The 19,847-nt window shown below is 64.5% G+C and carries 12 protein-coding genes; 4 read left to right on the top strand and 8 right to left on the bottom strand.

Annotation, left to right across the window (positions count from 1 at the left end; translation table 11 throughout):
• Positions 1-9 precede the first annotated feature (9 nt).
• Genes DBIPINDM_RS10865 through DBIPINDM_RS10875 form a run of 3 tightly spaced genes read right to left on the bottom strand, consistent with a single transcriptional unit; the run spans position 10 to position 2,893 of the window.
• Positions 10-933: a DUF6492 family protein gene (locus tag DBIPINDM_RS10865; RefSeq protein ID WP_258585716.1), complete on the bottom strand. Its 924-nt coding sequence runs from the start codon at positions 931-933 to the stop codon at positions 10-12.
• Complete coding sequence (locus tag DBIPINDM_RS10870) at positions 930-1,724, bottom strand: WecB/TagA/CpsF family glycosyltransferase (protein ID WP_258585717.1); 795 nt, start codon at positions 1,722-1,724, stop codon at positions 930-932. Before DBIPINDM_RS10870 ends, DBIPINDM_RS10865 begins: the two co-directional genes overlap by 4 nt.
• The gene (locus DBIPINDM_RS10875) at positions 1,721-2,893 is read right to left on the bottom strand and encodes a glycosyltransferase (protein ID WP_258585718.1); all 1,173 of its coding nucleotides are present in this window, start codon (positions 2,891-2,893) and stop codon (positions 1,721-1,723) included. The genes DBIPINDM_RS10870 and DBIPINDM_RS10875 overlap by 4 nt, the downstream gene beginning before the upstream one ends.
• Before the next feature lie 171 nt (positions 2,894-3,064).
• Here DBIPINDM_RS10875 and DBIPINDM_RS10880 point away from each other — a divergent pair, with 171 nt between their 5' ends.
• Genes DBIPINDM_RS10880 through proC form a run of 3 tightly spaced genes read left to right on the top strand, consistent with a single transcriptional unit; the run spans position 3,065 to position 6,236 of the window.
• Positions 3,065-4,063, top strand: a complete 999-nt coding sequence (locus DBIPINDM_RS10880; RefSeq protein ID WP_258585719.1) for a glycosyltransferase family 2 protein — start codon at positions 3,065-3,067, stop codon at positions 4,061-4,063.
• On the top strand, positions 4,032-5,360 hold the full coding sequence (locus DBIPINDM_RS10885) for an O-antigen ligase family protein (protein ID WP_258585720.1): 1,329 nt from the start codon (positions 4,032-4,034) through the stop codon (positions 5,358-5,360). The genes DBIPINDM_RS10880 and DBIPINDM_RS10885 overlap by 32 nt, the downstream gene beginning before the upstream one ends.
• Before the next feature lie 60 nt (positions 5,361-5,420).
• Entirely contained in the window at positions 5,421-6,236 is an 816-nt protein-coding gene (gene proC, locus DBIPINDM_RS10890; protein WP_258585721.1) for a pyrroline-5-carboxylate reductase, read from the top strand.
• 4 nt (positions 6,237-6,240) lie between these two features.
• Here proC and DBIPINDM_RS10895 read toward each other — a convergent pair whose 3' ends face one another.
• The 4 genes from DBIPINDM_RS10895 to DBIPINDM_RS10910 all read right to left on the bottom strand — a co-directional run bounded on the left by DBIPINDM_RS10895 (position 6,241) and on the right by DBIPINDM_RS10910 (position 17,020).
• Complete coding sequence (locus tag DBIPINDM_RS10895) at positions 6,241-7,557, bottom strand: NAD(P)H-dependent oxidoreductase (RefSeq protein ID WP_258585722.1); 1,317 nt, start codon at positions 7,555-7,557, stop codon at positions 6,241-6,243.
• 84 nt (positions 7,558-7,641) lie between these two features.
• A complete protein-coding gene (locus tag DBIPINDM_RS10900) occupies positions 7,642-9,036 on the bottom strand; it encodes a multicopper oxidase family protein (protein ID WP_258585723.1) in 1,395 nt (464 codons plus the stop codon).
• 138 nt (positions 9,037-9,174) lie between these two features.
• Positions 9,175-12,984, bottom strand: a complete 3,810-nt coding sequence (gene metH / locus DBIPINDM_RS10905) for a methionine synthase (protein ID WP_258585724.1) — start codon at positions 12,982-12,984, stop codon at positions 9,175-9,177.
• Positions 12,985-13,156: 172 nt separating this feature from the next.
• Positions 13,157-17,020 (bottom strand): caspase family protein, encoded by a 3,864-nt coding sequence (locus tag DBIPINDM_RS10910; protein ID WP_258585725.1) that lies wholly within the window; start codon positions 17,018-17,020, stop codon positions 13,157-13,159.
• 231 nt (positions 17,021-17,251) lie between these two features.
• On the opposite strand from DBIPINDM_RS10910, the gene DBIPINDM_RS10915 reads away from it, so the two are divergent.
• A complete protein-coding gene (locus tag DBIPINDM_RS10915) occupies positions 17,252-18,022 on the top strand; it encodes an SDR family NAD(P)-dependent oxidoreductase (RefSeq protein WP_258585726.1) in 771 nt (256 codons plus the stop codon).
• Between the two features lie 12 nt (positions 18,023-18,034).
• On the opposite strand, the gene DBIPINDM_RS10920 is transcribed toward DBIPINDM_RS10915, so the two are convergent.
• Positions 18,035-19,672 carry a DUF882 domain-containing protein gene (locus tag DBIPINDM_RS10920; protein WP_258585727.1) on the bottom strand — a complete coding sequence of 546 codons (1,638 nt, stop codon included), beginning with the start codon at positions 19,670-19,672 and terminating at the stop codon, positions 18,035-18,037.
• Between the last annotated feature and the right edge of the window lie 175 nt (positions 19,673-19,847).

Genomic DNA, 19,847 nt, shown 5'->3' on the forward strand with positions numbered 1-19,847 from the left:
CTGCGCAGGCTAATCCAGCCCGATCAGGCGGCGGATGCGGCCGATATCGGTGCCGATGAAGGATTGCATGCCGATCGCCACCTGCTCCGGCGCCATGCCGGCAACGAAGCGGCGGAACTCGTCGTCCGACAGCGCTTTGCCCGTCCAGTGGACACGGCAGAATTCTTCCGAACCGTGGAAGTGGCCGGCTCCGTCGAGCAGATCGTCGACATAGCGGCCATAGATCATGCATTCGGAGAATCTGCGCGCCGAGCCGACGACCTCGACCCAGTCGCGGCCATGCACCTTCTCGATCCGGCCGCACATGGCAAGCACGGTGTCGCGGCGCCAGGCGATCAGCGTCGAAATGTAATCGTGGACCGACGTCCGGGACGGGTCGATGCCGAGCGCCGAACCCGCATTGCGCGACCAGATGCGATGCTCGTCATGCCCCTCATCCGCAAGCACGCCGTCGCGGCGGAACAACCGCGCCTTGCCGTCGCGCCAGAAGGCGGCGCAGTCGAACGCCTTCAGGAAAGCAACGTCGGAATCGCAGAAGACCAGAACGTCTTCCCTGGCATGCGCCGCGATGGCGATGCGGCGCAACTGCTGCACGTGCCAGCCGCGCAGTGGTTGGGTCTTCAGGCTGAGCCAGACACGCCGGCGAAACAGGCTGAGGGGATCGTCGAAGGCGCGCAGCCAGCGCGGCAGCAGGTCCCGCTCATCGACAACGGTGCGCCGGTCTGTCTCCAATTGACGGAAGAGCGCGACATCGCGATGTTCGACCAGGATGTAATGGTGCGCCGCGCCTGAGACATGCCGGTCGAGGGTCTCGCACAACAGCCGGCAGCGCTCGAAGTCCGGCGCGTAGCTTGCCGTTACCACCGCGGCCGTCGGCGTCTTCGGCAACAGACCGGGGCCGGCAAGAGCGTCTGGAACGAACCGCTTGTTCAACGAAGCTCTCCGGCGGCTTCGGCTCCACGCGACCATCTCTGTTTGACGACCCGCCACAGGAACACGGGATTACCAACCACGTAGCGGCGCCAGAGCCGGCCCGGCTCGACCGCCAGCCGGAACAGCCATTCCAGGCGCAGGCGGCGCATCCATAGCGGCGCGCGCGGCACCGAGCCGCTCAGGAAATCGAGCAGCGCGCCGACCGCGACCGGCATGGTGCAATGGCGTTCGTCGATATGGCGCGCGATCCACAGTTCCTGGCGCGGCACGCCCATGGCAACCAGCAGCATGTCAGGCCGCAACGATGCTATCCGGCCGATGATCTCCGGCTCCTGCGCGGCGGAGAAATAGCCGTCATGAATGACCACGAAATTGTGCTGCACGGCAAGGGCGGCCAGCTTGACCGACGCCGCCTCGGCGTTGACACGCGTCGCGCCGAGCAGCCCGACGGTCAGCGGCCGCGTCGAGGCCTGCAGGAAGGCCGGGACGAAATCGGTGCCGTTGAGATTGTCCGGAAATGGCGCGCCATAGAGAATCTTGGCGGCGAGATCGACGCCGATGCCGTCCGGCAGGATCAGGAAATCGTCGAGCGCCTTGGCGAAGACCGGGTCGGTACAGGCGATGTTGGCATTGTGGGCGTTGAGAAAACTGACCTTGGTGAAGCGCCGTTCGGCAATCAGCCGGTTCAGCAGAGCGATCGCATCATCCCAGCGGATGGCGAGCACCGAGATGCCGAGGATCGACTTCAGGCTGTCGAGGCCGAAGGCGGCGCGGGCGGTGTGCATATTCATGCAAACACCTCCTGCCTGACCGCCCCGAGCTTTTCGAGGCCGCACACGATGGCGGCATCGAGCGCCTTGATCTGCTGGCGATGGAACGCGCTGCCATCGACGTCCCGGATATCGGCCGCCGCGGTCTCCAGGGCCCTGGCGAAACCGGCTGGATCGTCGGTGACGACGCAATTGTCGGGGCGGTGGTCGATGCCGCGCAGCGAGCGGCTGGTGGCGACGGAAGGCAGGCCAAGCTCGAAGGTCTCGATGGTCTTCAGCTGCACGCCGCTGCCGGCGGTGCTGATCAGCGGGATGACGGCCGCGCCGCACACGAACGCCCTTGCATCCGGGACACGGCCGACAAGCTCGACGCCCGGATGCGTCGAGCTGACGCCGGAGGGCATGTGGCCGGCGATGCGGATGCGGAAATCGGGCCGCAGATGCGGCACCACCTTGCCCAGGAACCAATCGAGGCCGATGCGGTTCGGCTGCCAGGTCCAGGTGCCGATCAAAGCAGCATCGTAGTCGATCTGGCGTGGGCCTTTCCGTGTTGGCGCTTTGGCGCCGGTCACCAGCGGCAACACCGCCGAGCGGTCGCCGGAGGCGGCGCCGAGTGCCGTGCGGTCTTCCTCGGCCAGCGTGAAGACAAAGCGCGCGCGGCGGCAGAGGCGCTCTTCCACGATCTTGAGCAGCCTTGCCTCGCGGCGGAACAACAGGCGCTGGAAGAGGCCGCCAGCGGCAGCAGCGTTCTCCTCCGCCGAGAGATGCTCGACATTATGGGCGACGAAGATCGAAGGCCGGTCTTGGAAGAGCCTTTCAAAGGCGCCGGCGAACTGCACGGAATTCAACACGTAACCATCGAACGGACCGGCCTGTTCGAGAGCGGCCTGGACATCGCGGTCGGACACCGCGCGCAGCTTGACCGAGGCGAAGGTGAGGCCCGACAGCATCGCCTTGCCGACCCAGGCGAGCTTTTGCGGCGCGGAGGCACTTTCGGTGCGGACGTCGATGGAACCCAGCACCACGGTGTTTTCGGGGTCGGCCGCGGCTTTCCCGGGCCAGGTGAAGCCGATCACCGTGACGCGCGCGCCGGCGCGCCGCAAAGCGGCGATGATCGCAGCATTGGCGATCTCGTAGCCCGAGGCGAGAGCACCGTCGGGCACGATCGATGTGGCGAACAGCAGATGCATCTCACCTATCCTGTGGTGTAGCCGGTAGCAAAGCGCGGTGAACCCTTGATTAAGCGAGCACAATCAACGCCCGAAAGCCCGTGCCTGACGGGCTTCTCCGTGCAAGGTGATTAACGAAAGCTTATCACCGTGGTGCTACCAGAACGCGACTCACCATGTGGCTGGACACGGATGATCCCTTTGCCATCGGATAGTTCGGTATCGATCGCTGGACGGTCTCCCCGGCTTGACGTGGAGGCTGTCGAAGCGGTCATCACCTTGCCGACCTTCAAGCGGCCCGAACAGGTGCTGGAAACGCTGGCGTCGCTGCGCGCGCAGCAGACCGGCAGGCGCTTTGCCGTCATCGTCATGGAAAACGAAGCCGAGGCGCGTGACGGCGCCAAGGCGGTGCTGCCGTTGTTCGAGCGCGGCGAGATGCCGGGCATGGTCATCATCGCGCATGAGCGCGGCAATTGCAGCGCCTACAATGCCGGCTGGCAGACGGCGATCCTGCACTTCCCGAACTTTAGGCATCTGCTGGTCATCGACGATGACGAGATCGCCGATCCGCACTGGCTGGAACGCATGTGCGCGGCTGCCGAAACGCTCGGCGTCGATATTGTCGGCGGCCCGCAGGTGCCCGTCTTCGCTGATCCCGCCCATGCGAAATGGGCCGAACATCCTGTCTTCGCGCCGCCCTACCGGGAGACGGGACGCGTGCCGGCGCTCTATTCGTCCGGTAATCTCCTGGTCGGGCGCAACGTGCTGATCGCCATGGGACCGCCCTTCCTCGATCTCAAATTCAATTTCATGGGTGGCGGCGATTCCGACTTTCTCAGCCGGTCGGCACAAAGAGGTTTTGTGCTTGGCTGGTGTGCCGAAGGACAAGTGCGGGAAACCGTTCCGGCGCGGCGTGTCGAGGCCGACTGGATCCGGGCCCGCAGCCTGCGCAACGGCGTGATCTCGACACGGGTCGAAAAGAAGAAGCGCGCGGGCACGCCGCTGGCCGGCGCCAAAGTGTTCGCGAAGAGCCTGGCGCTGCTTGCCGCCGCGCCGCTTCGCGGCCTGATCCGGCTGGTGCGGACCGGATCGCCGGCAATCGCCATCTACCCCGTCCATGTGGCGCTCGGCCGCGTGATGGCCGAATTCGGATATGCCAATGAGCAGTATCGCCAGCCCGAGAAAAACTGAGCGCGCGCCGCTCAGCGACGCGTTCACGCGCGACGGCGTGGCGACCGCCATCGCCGCGCTTCTGTTCACCGTCATCATGGTGTCGTTCCGTCCGTTCCAGCCGGCCGGCGCCGAACTCACCGGCGACGGCGGCGACATCGTCAACCAGCTTGGCTTCGGCTCGCTCGGCGCCGTTTCGATCTTCTCGCTGATGGCCTTTGCCGATCCACGCATCGTGCGCTCGCTGCTCAGCCCGTCCTGGGTGCTGATGCTGGGCTTCTTCTTCCTGTCGGTGGTGCTGGCGACCGACCCGCCCTCGGCAATGCGCGCCGCGTCCTTCACCATGATCGGCATCCTGACGATGGCGACGATCCTGGCGCTGCCGCGCGATGCCGAGTCCTTTTCGAAAGTCATCATCTTTACCGCGGTCGTGGTCATGGGCCTTTCCTATCTCGGCCTCATCGTCTTTCCGCACGAGGCGATGCACACCGCCGATTCGCAGGAGCCCGAACATGCCGGCCTGTGGCGCGGCGTGTTTACCCACAAGAACATCGCCGGCCCGATCATGGCCTGTCTCAGCTTCGCCGGCCTCTACCTCTACCGGCGCGGGCAGCGCTGGTGGGGCGCGGGGATCTTTTGCGCGGCGATGATCTTCATGCTGCACACCGGCTCCAAGACCACCGCCGGCCTGGTGCCGTTCTCGATCCTGATCGTGGTGCTGCCGAGCCTGATGGGCATGCGCCTCGGCACGCCGATCCTGTTTGCGCTGGCGATCATCGCCACCGCGGTCGGCACGCTGGGCATCGTCTTCCTGCCGCCGGTCAAACATCTGGCGGCGATCTATTTCCCCGATATGACCTATACCGGGCGCACCACGCTGTGGGAGTTCGCCGGCTCGATGCTGGCGAAGAAGCCGTGGACCGGCTACGGCTATGAAAGCTTCTGGGGCACGCCGCTGCTGCTCAACCAGGACCAGCCCTTCGACCGGCCCTGGGATATCAGGACCATCGTGCACGGCCATGACGGCTATCTCGATATCGCCGTGCTGATGGGCATCCCGGCCCTTTGTGTCGCGGTCTACACTTTCCTCATCGCGCCGCTGCGCGACTACATGCGCATTCCGCTGCGCCGAGAAAACATCTTTCTCGGCGACTTCTTCATGATGGTGGTGCTGTTCACCGCGCTGAACGCTTTCCTCGAAAGCTTCTTCTTCCATCGCGGCGACCCGGTCTGGCTGTTCTTCGTGCTCGGCGTGCTTGGCCTCAGACAAGTGTCGCTGCGGCCGATCGCAGTGCGTGGCCCTTCGCACCCCGCCTGACAGGGCTTTCCCCCTGAAGCGTGAGCGTCTATGTCAAAGCCATCCTTCGGAGGGCTCTCGATGACGATCAGGCTTGTTCTCGCCGGCTGCGGCAATATGGGTTACGCCATGCTCTCGGGCTGGCTGAAATCCGGCAAGCTCGCGCCATCGGCGGTTTTCGTGGTCGAGCCCAATACCGATCTGCGCCAGCGCGCCGCCGCACTCGGCTGCACCACGGCTGCTGATGCCAGCGATATTCCCGGCGACGCCGTGCCTGATCTCGTCGTCATCGCGGTGAAGCCCCAGGTGATCCGCGACGTGACGGCCGCCTACAAGCGTTTCGGCGACGGCCGCACCACCTTTGTCAGCGTCGCCGCCGGAACGCCGGTGGCGACCTTCGAAGACATCCTCGGCAGCCGCGCGCCGATCGTGCGCTGCATGCCCAACACGCCAGCTTCCATCGGCAAGGGCATGATGGTGGTGTTTTCCAACCCGCTCGTGTCCGATGATACCAAGCGTTTCGTCGCCGACCTGCTGTCGGCCAGCGGCGAAGTGGCCACGATCGACGACGAAGGCCTGATGGATGCGGTGACCGCCGTGTCGGGATCGGGACCGGCCTATATCTTCCACTTCATCGAAGCGCTGACAGTGGCCGCCGAGAAGGCAGGCCTGCCGGCGGCGACCGCCAGGCTGCTCGCCATGCAGACCGTCTACGGCGCTGCCTCGCTCGCCGCCGAAAGCCACGAAGACCCGGGCGTGCTGCGCCAGCAGGTGACCAGCCCCAACGGCACGACGGCAGCCGCGCTTGGCGTGCTGATGGGTGAGGACCGGCTGACCAATCTGCTGACGCAGGCAGTCGAGGCGGCGCGGCTGCGGTCGATTGAGTTGGGAAAGTAAGACCTCAGTTCGCCCCGTACAGCATCTCGTCCTGCAGCCGGCGCAAGGCGAACAGCCTCGTCGTCTGGTCGGGCGCGGCGTTGTCGGCGGTCAGCAATTCGCCTTTCCTGACCGGCCTCAGCACCTTGCCGCCCTCGAGCAGGCCGACCGGCACGGCGCGCTGAGCGCGGGCTTCGCCGACGGTCATGGTCCAGGAGCGGTAGCAGGTCTCGCCGATCGCATCGAAGGTCTCACCGGCAGCGAGGTCGCGCTTGGCGACCGCGCAGACCTCGGCGATCGGCCGTGGCAGCGGCACCATATCGGGCTTGCCGAAAAGCATGATGCGGGCAGCGGTCAGCGGCACTTCCAGCGAGGTCAGATGATAGGGCCGGAACAGGCTGTAATAAGGACCGTGGCCGATATGCAAATCGTCCATGCGCTCGATGATGCGCGGATGCGTCGCCTCGACGATGACGAAGACGCCGGGCGCCACACCCTTGCCGATGGTGTAATCGACGACGCCCTTCTTGGTGAGCACCCCGCCATCCTCACGCGGGATCAGCACCTTGACGAGGTCGTCGCGGTCGGCTTTCGGGCCATGCATGCCGGGCACGTCGGGCACCAGGCCGGTGGCGTTGGCGATGGCGCACATCTCGACCATCGTCTTGGAGCCGTCGACGAACTCGACCAGCATGCGCGGGTTCATGTTGCGGCGGATCGCTTCCTCGCGATAGTCGTCGGGCACGGCATTGTGGTTGAGCGGGTTGTTCTTGCCCTTGCCGGCCGAGACGATGGTCAGGCCGAGCGCGGACGCGAATTCGATCAGCTCCATGCAGCTCGACGGCTCGTCGCCGGCGCCAACCGAATAGACGACACCAAGCCGGTCGGCCTGCTGCTTGAGATAGCAGCCGATGGTGACATCGGCCTCGACATTCATCATCACCAGATGCTTGCCATGCTCCATCGCCATCAGGTCGAAATCGGCGGCGACACCGGGTTTTCCCGTGGCGTCGATGACGACGTCGATCAATGGATTGGTGACCAGCATCTCATTCGAGGTGATAGCGATTTTTCCGACCTCGATTGCCGAGGTGACTTTCGACGCGGTGTCGGCTTCGACCGCCATCGCCTCGTCGCCATAGGCGATGCGGATGGCGTCACGCGCGGTGTGCGGACGTCGGGTGGAAACGGCGCAAACCGAAATGCCCGGCATCAGCATGCCTTGCGTGACCAGGTCGGTGCCCATTTCGCCCGAACCGATAACACCGATGCGAACCGGGCGGCCCTCGGCGGCACGCTTGGCAAGATCGCGGGCAAGCCCGGTCAGGGCGACATTGGTCATACGCGAGCGTCCATGGTTCTTGATTTGGAGGCGGCAATAGCAGGGAACCGCCCTCTCTTGTCAACGAAACCGCCTGATGTGACCTCAAACCACCCTGACGTAACTCGTCATGCCCGATTTCTGGTGCTCGATGATGTGGCAGTGCAGCAGCCAGTCGCCGGGATTGTCGGCGACGAAGCCGAGTTGAACCTTCTCGTTGGGCTGGATGAGGTAGGTGTCGGAAATCAGCGACTGCACCGGCCGCGTCGACGACGACAGCACCTTGAAGCTCATGCCGTGCAGATGCATCGGATGCGATTGCGGCGTCAGGTTCTCCATGTCGATGACATAGCTCTTGCCGAGCTTCAATTCGGCCAGCGGTGCGGTCGGATCGGATGTATCGCCTGGCCACGGCACCTTGTTGATGGCCCAGAAACTGTAGCCAAGCGAACCGCAGATGCCGTCGCTCGGGACGTTTTCCGCCGTGGCGCTGAGCGCCAGCGAAATATGCTGGGCGGCGGTGAGATCCACCTCCGCCACCGGATTCACTTCCAGCGGTGCAACATCGCGAATATCCCGTTTGAGGGAGCTACCCGTCGCCCGCACGGTCGCCAGGATTTTGGGCTTGGTGCCCCTGACGTCCCGCAGGCTCACCACCGCGCCCTCCTGGTCTGGCATGCGGATGGCGAGTTCCATGCGCTGGCCCGGTCCAAGCAGCAAGGCATCGGGCGAAAAGCGCTGCGGTACCGGATTACCATCCAGTGCCATCACGGTCGCCTCGGCACCGTCGACGCGAAAGGCATAGATCCGCGTGACGTCGGTGATCGCGACGCGCAGCCGCACCAGGCCTCCGGCCGGCGCGTCATATTGCGGCTGGTCGAGCCAGTTGGCGGTGCGGACCGTGCCGTAGGTGCCGGTTCTCGCCGCATCGCGCGGCCGGAACTGGTCGATGAACTGGGCGTCGTCGCCAAGACGCCAGTCGCGCAGATTGACGACAAATTCGGCGTCGAACTTCGGATCATTCGGATTCTCGACCACGATCACGCCGGTCAGGCCGTGGCCCATCTGCTCCAGCGTGTTGCAATGCGGGTGATACCAGAAGGTGCCGGCGTCGGGCGGGGTGAAGGCGTAGTCGAAATGGTCGCCGGTGTAGACATAGGGCTGGACCAGGAAGGGCACGCCATCCATCTTGTTTGGAACGCGAATGCCGTGCCAGTGGATGGTCGTCGGATCATCAATGGCATTGACCAGGCGCGCCGCGAACGGTTCGCCCTTCTTCATCCTCAGCACCGGCGGCATGCCGGCATTGCCGTAGGTCAACACGTCTTTGGTCGGGCCGATATCCATCAGCTTGGCCTGGATTTTCGCCGTCTGCAGCACCACCGGTTCCGGACTGCCGGCGGCCCAACTGCCAAGCCTGCCGATGGCCGAGAGCCCAATCCCACCAACGCCTGCAACCGCAGTCGTTTTCAAAAACCTGCGGCGTGTGACTACGGTCATGTGGCGCTCCAACTGCAAAGACGGCTGCCCGGTATATATCGCCGCCTTGAACCATGAGCGAGCAATCCGTGCAAATGCCTACATGGGCACATGGTGTCTTGCCATGGCGACAGGATGAGACGACAGAGCCTCCCGCCCCTACTCCGCCGCCTCGACATACTGCGCGGGCACATAGTTGAGGATTGGCCCGAGCCAGCGCTCGACCTCAGCCAAGGGCATGTCCTTACGAACAGCATAGTCCTCGACCTGATCGCGCTCCACCTTGGCGACGCCGAAGTAATAGCTTTCGGGATGCGCGAGATAGATGCCGGACACGGACGAGCCCGGCCACATCGCGTAGCTTTCGGTCAGGCTGACGCCCGCATTGCGCTCGCCGCCGAGCAGCTGGAACAGCGTTGCCTTCTCGGTATGGTCTGGCTGCGCCGGATAGCCCGGCGCCGGGCGAATGCCGCGATAGGGTTCGCCGATCAGTTCGTCCGGCGCTAACTTCTCGTCGGCAGCATAGCCCCAGAACTCCTTGCGCACCTTCTCGTGCATGCGCTCGGCGAAGGCTTCGGCGAAGCGGTCGGCCAGCGCCTTGACCATGATCGAGGAGTAATCGTCATTGGCCCGCTCGAAACGTTGTGATATCGCCACTTCCTCGATGCCGGCGGTGACGATGAAGCCGCCGATATAGTCAGGCTTGCCGCTCTCGGTCGGCGCCACGAAATCCGAGAGCGCGACGTTGGCCTTGCCGTCGCGCTTGGTCAGTTGCTGGCGCAGTGTGAAGAAAGTCGCCAATTCCTTCGAGCGCCCCTCGTCCGTGAACAGCCTGATGTCGTCACCGACGGCATTGGCTGGCCAGAAACCGATGACGCCGCGCGGCGCGAACCATTTCTCGGCGATGATCTTCTTCAGCATCGCCTGCGCATCCTCGAACAGCTGGCGCGCTGCCGGCCCCTGCACCTCGTCTTCCAGGATCTTGGGATAACGCCCTTTCAGCTCCCAGGTCTGGAAGAACGGCGTCCAGTCGATGTAGCGCGAGAGCTCGGTCAGGTCCCAGTTCTCGAACACCTTTACGCCCGTGAAAGATGGCTTCGGCGGCTCGTAGGCTAACCAGTCGACCTTGTGCGCATTGGCCCTTGCCTTGGCCAGCGGCAGCCGCTGCTTGTCGGCCTCGGAGCGGGCATGTGCGTCGGCCACCTTCTTGTACTCGGTCCGCACCGTCTCGACGTAATCCGCCTTGCTGTCGTTGGACAGCAGCGCCGAGACCACGCCGACCGCCCGGCTGGCATCGGTGACATAGACGGTCTGCCCCCTGGCGTAGCGGGGGTGGATCTTCACCGCCGTGTGCACGCGGCTGGTCGTCGCGCCGCCGATCAGCAGCGGAATGTCGAAGCCTTCGCGCTCCATCTCGGCGGCCATGTGCACCATCTCGTCCAGCGACGGGGTGATCAGGCCGGAGAGGCCAATGATGTCGACATTTTGCTCGCGCGCGGTCTGTAGGATTTTTGCCGCCGGCACCATGACACCGAGATCGATGATCTCGTAATTGTTGCAGGCGAGAACCACGCCGACGATGTTCTTGCCGATGTCGTGGACATCGCCCTTCACCGTCGCCATCAGGATTTTGCCCGCCGTCTGGCGCTCGCCATTGTCGATGCCGTTGGCGGCGTTGGCCAGCTTCTCGGCCTCCATATGCGGCAGCAAACCCGCCACCGCCTGCTTCATCACCCGCGCCGACTTCACCACTTGCGGCAAGAACATTTTTCCGGCGCCGAACAGGTCGCCGACGACATTCATGCCGGCCATCAGCGGACCTTCGATGACATGCAGCGGGCGCTCCGAGGCGAGCCGCGCTTCCTCGGTGTCGGCATCGATGAATTCGGTGATGCCATTGACCAGCGCATACGAAATCCGCTGCTCGACCGTCCATTCGCGCCAGGCGAGATCGCGCTCCTTGGCTTCCTTGCCGGCTATGCCCTTGAAGCGTTCGGCGATCTCCAGCATGCGCTCGGTGGCGGTGCCGCCGGCGCTCGGCACGCGGTTGAGCACGACATCCTCGCAGGCCTCGCGCAGCTCCGGCTCGATCGTGTCATAGACCGCCAACTGACCGGCATTGACGATGCCCATATCCATGCCGCGCTGGATGGCGTGGTAGAGGAACACCGCGTGCATGGCCTCGCGCACCGGCTCGTTGCCGCGAAACGAGAAGGACAGGTTCGAGACGCCTCCGGAAATATGGACATGCGGCAGCGTCGAAGTGATCTCGCCGGTGGCCTCGATGAAGTCGACGCCGTAATTGTCGTGCTCCTCGATGCCGGTGGCGACCGCGAAGACGTTGGGGTCGAAGACGATGTCCTCGGGCGGAAAGCCGGCCTGTTCGGTCAGGAGCTTGTAGGCGCGGGTGCAGATCTCGACCTTGCGCGCCTTGGTGTCGGCCTGGCCGGCTTCGTCGAAGGCCATGACGACCACGGCAGCGCCATAGGCTCGCACCAACCTGGCATGATGCAGGAACGCTTCCTCGCCTTCCTTCATCGAGATCGAATTGACCAGCGGCTTGCCCTGCACGCATTTAAGCCCGGCCTCGATGATCTCCCATTTCGAACTGTCGACCATGACAGGAACACGGGCAATGTCCGGCTCGGCGGCGATCAGGTTGAGATAATCGACCATCGCCTTTTTGGAATCGATCAACCCCTCGTCCATGTTGATGTCGATGATCTGCGCGCCGTTGGCGACCTGATCGCGCGCCACGTCGAGCGCGGGAACATAATCGCCCGCCGTGATCAGCTTCCTGAACTTGGCAGAGCCGGTGACGTTGGTGCGCTCGCCGACATTGACGAAGGGGATCTCGTCCACAAGCGTGAACGGCTCCAGCCCAGACAGGCGCATCTTGCGCTCGATCTCTGGAATGGGTCGTGGCGGATATTTCTTCACCGCCTCGGCGATGGCGCGGATATGGTCCGGCGTCGAGCCACAGCAGCCGCCGACGACATTAACCAGCCCTTCCCTGGCAAAGTCCTCGATCTGCGCGGCCATGAAGTCCGGGCTCTCGTCATACCTGCCGAATTCATTGGGCAGGCCGGCATTCGGATAGGCGCAGACGAAGGTGTCTGCGGCGCCCGATATTTCGGCCAGGTGCGCGCGCATGGCGTTGGCGCCGAGCGCGCAGTTGAGGCCGATGGTGAAGGGATTGGCATGGCGCACCGAATGCCAGAACGCCGTCGGCGTCTGGCCCGACAGCGTGCGGCCGGAAAGGTCGGTGATGGTGCCCGAAATCATCACCGGCAGATGCACGCCCTTCTCGATGAAGATCTCGTTGCAAGCGAAGATCGCCGCCTTGGCGTTCAGCGTGTCGAAGATGGTCTCGATCAGGATGATGTCGGCGCCGCCGTCGATCAGCCCGCGCAACTGTTCGCCATAGGCAAGCCGCAATTCGTCGAAGCTCACCGCGCGATAGCCGGGATTGTTGACGTCGGGCGACATCGAGGCGGTGCGGTTGGTTGGTCCGAGCGCGCCGGCGACGAAGCGGCGCTTGCCGTCTTCCTGCTCAGCCCGCTTCGCCGCCCGGCGCACCAGCCGCGCGCCGTCGCGGTTCAGCGCATAGACGGCATCCTCCATGCCATAATCGGCCTGGGCGATCGAGGTCGACGAGAAGGTGTTGGTCTCGAGAATATCCGCGCCGGCAATCGCGTACTGGTAGTGAATCTCCTCGATCGCCTTCGGCTGCGTCAGGATCAGCAGGTCGTTGTTGCCCTGCTGATGGCAGGCGCAGCCGGCGAAGGCATCGCCGCGGAAATGATCTTCGTCGAAGCCAAGCCCCTGGATCTGCGTGCCCATGGCGCCGTCGAGAATGAGAATGCGCTCACGTGCCGCCGCGGTCAGCGCCGCAAGCACTTCGGAACCGTCGGGCTTGGCCGCGACGGGGCCGAACAAGTCATCCAGCGATGCAGAATTCTGCGACATTTTCTATCCCTTGGGCGACAAGCCTATTCATGTCACATAAGGATATCTTTATGTCAATATACGCCTCTCGCTGAACGGTGTCACGCGCCATTGCAGATGCCAGAGCAACAAACGCCAAAACCTTTGCCGGGGCGTCCTTTGCACGTCTAACTGGACACGCGGCACTCCTGTGTCAGTTCAAACTCGCCAGCAAGGCTTGCGCCTCGGCAAGGTTCTTCTCGGAGCCGGCGGTGAGATCGTCCATCTTGCGATCCCTGAAGATGACCAGCGCCTCCTGGCAAGCGGCGATCGCCTCCCGGGCAAGTGCCTTGTCCTTGCGGGCCGTGCCCAGATCGGTCAGCACGTCGCACAGGCTGTCCTCGGTGAAGGCGACGGCGGGAACCGAATTGATCTTCTTCTGCACGGCGATCGCCTCGCGCAGGATTGGCACCGCCTCCTCGAAACGGGCGACGTTGTTTTCGGAACGGCCAGCCATCGTCAGGGCATAACCAACCTCGTTCTGCAGGCTCGCCCAGCGGTCGGGGTCGCGGTCGCGGCCAACCTCGTCGGCCAGCGCCCGGTTCACGGCGATCGCCTCGTCGAACACATCAGGCGAAGGCTCCTTCGCCCCGATCATGCTCAGCACATTGGCGAGGTTCGCCTGCGTGGTCGCCCAGCGTTCGGGATCGCGGGCCTGCGTGCGCACGGCCTGTATGCTGCGGTAGATGCCGGCCGAGCGTTTCAGCAAGGCGACGTCGTTGCGCCAGTAGCCCAGCGACGACAGGGCGCTCGCCAGATTGGACTGATTGCGGGTCCAGCCATCGGCATCCTTGTCTGGGGTCGTCACCGTCAGCGCCGCCTCATAGGCCTGCACCGACTTCGCCATGACGTCCGGATCGGAAGCCGCACTCGCCTGCATCATGCGCGCATTGCCGAGGTCGCTTTCGACGGAGGCCCACAGCGTGCGGTCCGGCAACGTGGCATAGACGGCAAGGGCTGCCTCATGCGCCGTCGCCGCCTTCTGGTAGAGCGACGGGTCGTTGCTCGTGCCGGCAAGGTAGTAATAGGCGCTGCCGAGATCGTTCTGCAGCTGAGCATGATCCTGCGGCACGGCGGCAAGATCGTAGAAGGGCAAGGCCGCTTCAAGCGCCGTCACCGACTGCTTGAAATCATCGCCGTCCTGCACGCGGTCTCCCAGCACCAGAAGCACATGGCCGAGCCCCCATTGCGTCGCTGCCCAGGCGGCGGGATCGCTGTCGCGGGTCTGCACTTCAAGCGCCGCACGATAGGCTGTCACCGAGCGTTCGAGCGCTTCGGTCGGGCCGTCGCTGGATTTGCCAAGCATGGAAAGCGCCGCGCCCAGCCGGTACTGCGTCTTTGCCCAGTCTTTCGGCGCGCTGCCTTTGGTCCGCACTGTGAGCGCGGCGTCGTAGGCAGCGACCGCCTGTTCGAGCACCGCTTTGTCGCCGGCGCGATCGCCCCAGGTCGACAGCGCACTGCCGAGACCGTGTTCGATGGACGCGAATTCGAGCGGCGCCGCAGACGCGGTGTAGACTTCCGATGCCTTGCTGTAGGCCATTGCCGATTTCTGCAGATAGTCGGTCCCCGTGTCGCGATCGCCGAGCGAGGCATAGGCGGAGCCCAGATTCTGCTGCAGCGAGGCCCAGTCGAGCGGCAGCTTTTCGCGCGGATATTCGGAGAGCGCGGCCTCATAGGCGGAAACCGACTTGAGCAGTGTCGCGGTGTCGTCCTGCTTCACGCCGAGGCGCTGCAAGGCATTGCCGAGCGTCAGCTGGCCGTTGGCCCAGCTTGCCGGCGCATGCTCGCGTGTCCACACGGTGAGCGCGGCCTCCGCCGCTTCGCGCGCATGCTGCAGCGTCGGGATGTCGCCATTGATCTCGCCGATCGTCTCCAGCGCTGAGCTCATATTGTTCTCAATCGTCGCCCATTGCGCCGGCGCGCGCTCCCGGGTCATTTCCTCCGTCGCCGACTGGTAGGCGGCGACGGACTGCCCAAGCGTTGCGACATCCTTCTCGCGCGCACCGAGGCGAAACAGAGCGGCACCGAGATTGACCTGGCTCAACGCCCAGTCGAGCGGCACGCGCTCGCGGCTATATTCGGTCAGGGCAGCGCGATGCGCCTCGATGGCAGCGCGAAAACTGTCGCTGGTCGTCTCGCACTCACCGAGTTCAGACAGCACGATGCCGAGATTGTTCTGCGTTGCCGCCCATTCCAATGGCACCTTCTTCGACCCCTGCACCTCGAGCGCCGCGCGGAAGGTGGCGGCCGCCTTGTCGAGCAGCACGGTGCCGGTCTCGCGCTGGCCGAGCCGCCAATAGACGGTACCGAGATTGCCTGATGTGGACGCCCAATCGTCCGGATAGGTTTCCCGCGTATAAACCGTCAGCGCCTGCTCAAAGGCGGCGGCCGCCTTGTCGAGGTTGTCGCGCCCGGCCTCGCGCTCACCCAAAGTCGACAGCGTCGTGGCGAGATTGTTCTGCGTGGCCGCCCATTGCCGTGGGCTTTTTTCGAGTGACACATAGGTCAGGCTCTTCTCATAGGCCTCGATGGCCTGTGCCAAAAACGCGTTGTCGCCGGAGAAAGTACCTTGCTGGGAAAGCGCGTTGGCCTCAGCCGCCTTGTAGTACCAGGCGTCCTCATCGTCCCATTTCTCGGCCTGCTCATAGGCCTTGCCGTAATCCTGGGCCGCCTCCTGAAACTTGAAGGAGATTTCGTAGGTTTTTGCGCTGTCGCCAAAAACCTCGGCGAATTCCAGCCGGCGCGCCTTGAGATCGGCTTCGGCCTTGTCGACCGTGTTTGACAATTCACCAACGCGTGCCTTGGCCTGTTCGTGGAATTTCCTGGCGGCATCGAGCGCCCCTTCGCGCACCGCCTGATCGGCCAGTTTCGACAGGCGCACGATCTCCGGGTCCTGGCTCTTCAGCGCCGCCTGCTCGGCCAGCACCTGCTTCAGCCGCTCGGTCTGGCCGCGCAGCAATTTGTCGAGCTCGGCCGGGTCCTTCGGTGTGTCGGTGCCGAGCGTCTTCAGCATGGCATAGAGCGCGTCCATCGGCACGCCGCCATCGCGCGAGATGGTTTCGATCTGGCGGCGTTCGGGATCTGGGAGCGCCGCAATGGTGAGCAGCAGCCGGCGGCGCTCGCTGAGGATGTCGCCCTCATCGCCCTTCGGCGCTTCGGCCGGCGTGCCGAAATAGAGCAGCCGGCGCAGGCTCTCATTGACCCATGGCCGCTGCTGGCCGTTGGTCTTGAGATAAACCTCCTCGCCGATCATGCGCAGTACGGTGCCGAATTCCTCGCCGCCCATCGTGTCGATATGGCGCAGGATCGCCGCCGCGTAGGGGCTGTTGCCATCGGCCGGACCATCGAGCGCCACCTTGCCGGGCTCGGCGGCAAAGCCGATGACCTGGCCGAGGCTGTCGTCGGCCGAGCCCTTGGCCGGCGCGTTGCTCTTCAACGCCACGACGCTGCGCGTTTCGCCGAGACCGCCGGCGCCGATCGGCTTGCCCTCTTCATCCGGCGCCAGCTTCAGCAGCGTGCCCGGCGGGAACGGATCGTTGCGGCAGGCGTCGAGCAGCACGATCGTAACCGGCACCTTGGCCTTGAGTTCGGCCACGATCGACGACAGCGGCACCAGCTTCTCACCGGCATCGTCGAGCGCTGAGATATCGGCATCGACGGGGACCAGGAAATTCTCGCCGCCGGCTTCGATGCCGTGACCGGAGTAATAGATGACGGCAACGTCGGCACCCTCGGCGTCGTCGACAAATCCTTCGAGGTCGCGCCGCAATTTGCGCGCGTCGCGGTTGGTCGCCACGGTTGTCTCGAAGCCGAGCTTGCCGAACATTGCCTCGATGGCGCGTGCGTCGTTTTCAGGATTGGGCAGTTTGCCGACATGCTTGTAGTCGGACTGACCGATGATGAGCGCGACGCCTTTCAGCGCCTTCGGCTCCTCGGCGTAGGCCGGAACCAGCACGCACAGGCACAGCACCAGTGCCGCGGCAACCGCCACGCACATGCGCACCCTTTCGACTGTCATTCGCCCAAACCGCATCGCCCACCCCGGAACCCGCAAGGCGCGATCTTACCTTGCGAGATGGCATCATGATGGCCGGCGCATGGCAAGTCCCGGGACGAACGGTGTTCTTGTCGTGAGGTGCAGATGCCGGCTGGTTTTCACGCCGTGAGCAGGTAGTCTTCAACAAAAGCGGCCGTTCCGATGCACGCGCTGGCGACAGGTACGGCCCGAAAAGCTTCAGGGGAGGTTGCGATGACGGACTTCACGCCAAGATTCGATCTGGCCGGCAAGGTGGTGCTGGTCACCGGTGCCTCGCGCGGCATCGGCCGCGCCTGCGCGCTGGCCTGCGCTGGCTCCGGCGCCGACATGATCGTCGGCGTGCGTTCCATGGCCGACAGTGCTGAGCTAGTCGCAGAGATCGAGCGCATCGGCCGGCGGGCGCTTGCCGTGCAGATGGATGCGACCGATCTCGCCACGGTGCGCAAAGGTGTGGCCGACGCGCACGCCGCCTTCGGCCGCATCGACGTCCTGGTCAACAATGTCGGGCTCGGGCCGGAAAACCTGGCGGAGAACGTCACCGAGGAGGATTTCGACCTGACGGTGAACGTCAATCTCAAGGGCACGTTCTTCACCGCGCAGGCGGTCGGCAAACTGATGATCGCGCAGAAGAGCGGGCGCATCATCAACATCAGCTCGCAGGCCGGCACGGTGACGCTGAAGGGTGAAGCGATCTACTGCATGACCAAGGCAGCGATCAACCATCTGACGCGCTGCCTGGCGGCGGAGTGGGCTGAGCACAAGATCGCCGTCAACAGCGTGGCGCCGACCTTCATCTGGACCGACGGGACGCGCCCCTCGCTCGCCGAGCCGGATTTTCATGCGCATGTGCTGGGACACATTCCGCTCGGCCGCATCGGCGACCCGATCGATGTGGCGGGAACCGTCGTGTTCCTCGCCTCGCCGGCGGCGTCGCTGATCACCGGGGCGAACATATTGGTCGATGGCGGCTGGTCGGTGGCGTAGGCCGCGGCCAGCCTATTTGAAGCTGGCGATGGGCAGGAATTTCACCGCAGAGCCGGTGAAGCGGCGGTGATCGGACGTCTGTCCTCGCGGCTGGAATCCGTCGAGATAGACCTGCTCCGGCGCCGTGCGGATGAAATTGGCGGCGATGACGGGCGCCGCTGCTGATCCGGTCCCGCCGGCGATGCCGCGACCCGTCTCAAGTGGCCGGCCAGTCAACGCGACGGGCACAATGACGGCAGTGGTCTCGGGATCGAGATGCGGCTGGACCCGATCGGCCTTGGGGCTGGTCCTGACACGATCTTCGGGCTTCGGTGCAGGGATTGCAATCCGCTGGCCGGCCAACCTATCGAAGCCGTTGTCGGGATGATGCATGGCCAGCAAGGCAGCGACGGCATCTGCAGATTTGGCCGCATCCGGCTGACGTGCCGGGCTTGTCTGGCTTTGCGGCCGCCATGTCGGCAAGGGGACGGTGAGCGCCATCATCTCCGGCGCGACGGCCGCTGGAGCGGCATCCGTCTTGGCCAAGGGAATTTCGGCATTGGCTGCCACCGGCAGTTCGCCCCGCGCCGTGGACGCGCTGGCTATTGCGAACGGCGCGGTTTGCGGGGTCGGAATGCTGGCCGTGGGGACGGCGCGCGGGGCGAAGGCCGGCAACGGCACTGTGTCGGGCGCCATCGCCATGACGATCGCTTCAGGCGTCTTGCTCTCTTGCTCGGCGAGTGGTTCTTCAGCCGCACCGGCAGAAGCCACCTCCGCCCGCTGGGCATCCTGCGGCGGCACGATGGTGATGACCTGCCCGGCCGTCTTGGGTTCAACGGACTTGGCCGGTTTGCGCGGCGCCGGCGCCGCTTCCGCGACATCCTCCGCCTCGTCGGCGCCGCGCCCGCCCAAGAGCGTCGCCAGCAGGCCACGCGACTTGCGCTGGCCGCCGTCGGCGCTTGCCAGTTCGATGTTGGGCGTGCCGGCGCTCTTGCGTGATTTGTAGGCGGCAAGCGCCTGGTCATAGCCGGGCAGCGGCCTGCCGTCGCTCGGCACATGCAGCGTGTTGCCGTTCGGGAAGACCCTGGCGAGTTCCTGGCGGCTGATGCCCGGCCAATGCCGCACATTGCCGACATCCATGTGAATGAAAGGCGAGCCGGAGGTCGGGTAATAGCCGACGCCGCCGCCCTGCATCTTGAGGCCGATGTCGCGCAGCTTCCTCAGCGGCACGTCCGGCAGGAAGAAATCCATCGCGCGGCCGACCATGTGCTGGCTTTCCCGGGCCACGCCCTTCGAGCGGCTGCGCAGCATGGCGTTGGTCGCCGGCGAGCGATAGGCGCTGACCACATGGATATAGGAGGTCGAGCCACTGGCGCGATAGGCCTGCCAGACGAGGTCGAGCAGGCGCGGGTCCATCCTGGTCGGTTCGTTGCGGCGCCAGTCCCGCAGCATGAAATTGATCTTCTTCAATCCCGCCTGATCGTAGCGCCCGTTGCGCTTGAAAACGATCTCGGCCTTCTCGCCCGTATGCAGATGCTGGATCTTCAAGGCGCGCGTCTCGGCGGACGCACTGCCGACGCACAGGCAGAAAAACGCGACGACAATGGCCGGCAACCATGTCCAACGCTGTGAGGCGCCGGGCGCGTTCTGTTCGTTTTCGATCACATTCATGCCTTGCACATTGTTGCTGTTTCGGGCGATTTGACGTCTTCGCCGGATGCGGAGCTTCTTTTCGAAGCGCTCGACCCGACAAGGCATGGGTTTGACCAAGGCAGACGGGCATCCGTCTCACAAACTCGTCCTGTCGATGAACAGCATCTTGGTTAATGAATCGTGATCGTGCCGG

This window comes from Mesorhizobium sp. AR02 (assembly GCF_024746835.1).
Taxonomy (GTDB): domain Bacteria; phylum Pseudomonadota; class Alphaproteobacteria; order Rhizobiales; family Rhizobiaceae; genus Mesorhizobium.